This is a genomic window from Paenibacillus sp. 2TAB23 (assembly GCF_052115165.1).
Classification (GTDB): domain Bacteria; phylum Bacillota; class Bacilli; order Paenibacillales; family Paenibacillaceae; genus Pristimantibacillus.
This window is the reverse complement of the sequence record NZ_JBFRGD010000087.1, coordinates 1-392: the sequence shown is the minus strand read 5'-3', so window position 1 is coordinate 392 and position 392 is coordinate 1. Positions and strand designations below refer to the sequence as shown.

1 protein-coding gene is annotated in these 392 nt (G+C 54.4%); it reads right to left on the bottom strand.

Features of this window, described 5'->3' with window-relative positions:
• Positions 1-392 (bottom strand): InlB B-repeat-containing protein (locus AB4Z29_RS32420; protein ID WP_441946966.1); only part of this gene is annotated, 392 nt, incomplete at both ends.

Here is a 392-nt window from a genome sequence, read left to right as displayed (position 1 = left end):
GTTTTTGCCAAGCTTCCCTTACCTAGTACGTTTACCGCTTCGCCCGTTTCGTACATTCSGCTGTCAGTAGGAACGGCCCCTCCGGTGCTGCTGTTGCCGTTATACGTAACGGTGTACGTTGGGTTRGGCGTCCATTTCGCATACAGCGTTACRTTCGCGTTYCCCATCRTAAGCGCCGCGCCTGCCGCGTAGTTCGTCCCCAATCCATTGGCTGCYGTATTCCAGCCTGCAAATGTATAGCCCGATCTCAACAAGCTGCCATTACCCAACACCGTTACCGATGTGCCGGTTTCGTACGTTCCGCTGTCAGTAGGCACTGCTCCTGCTGTGCTTCCATTTCCGTTATACGTAACGGTGTACGTTGGGTTGGGCGTCCATTTCGCATACAGCGT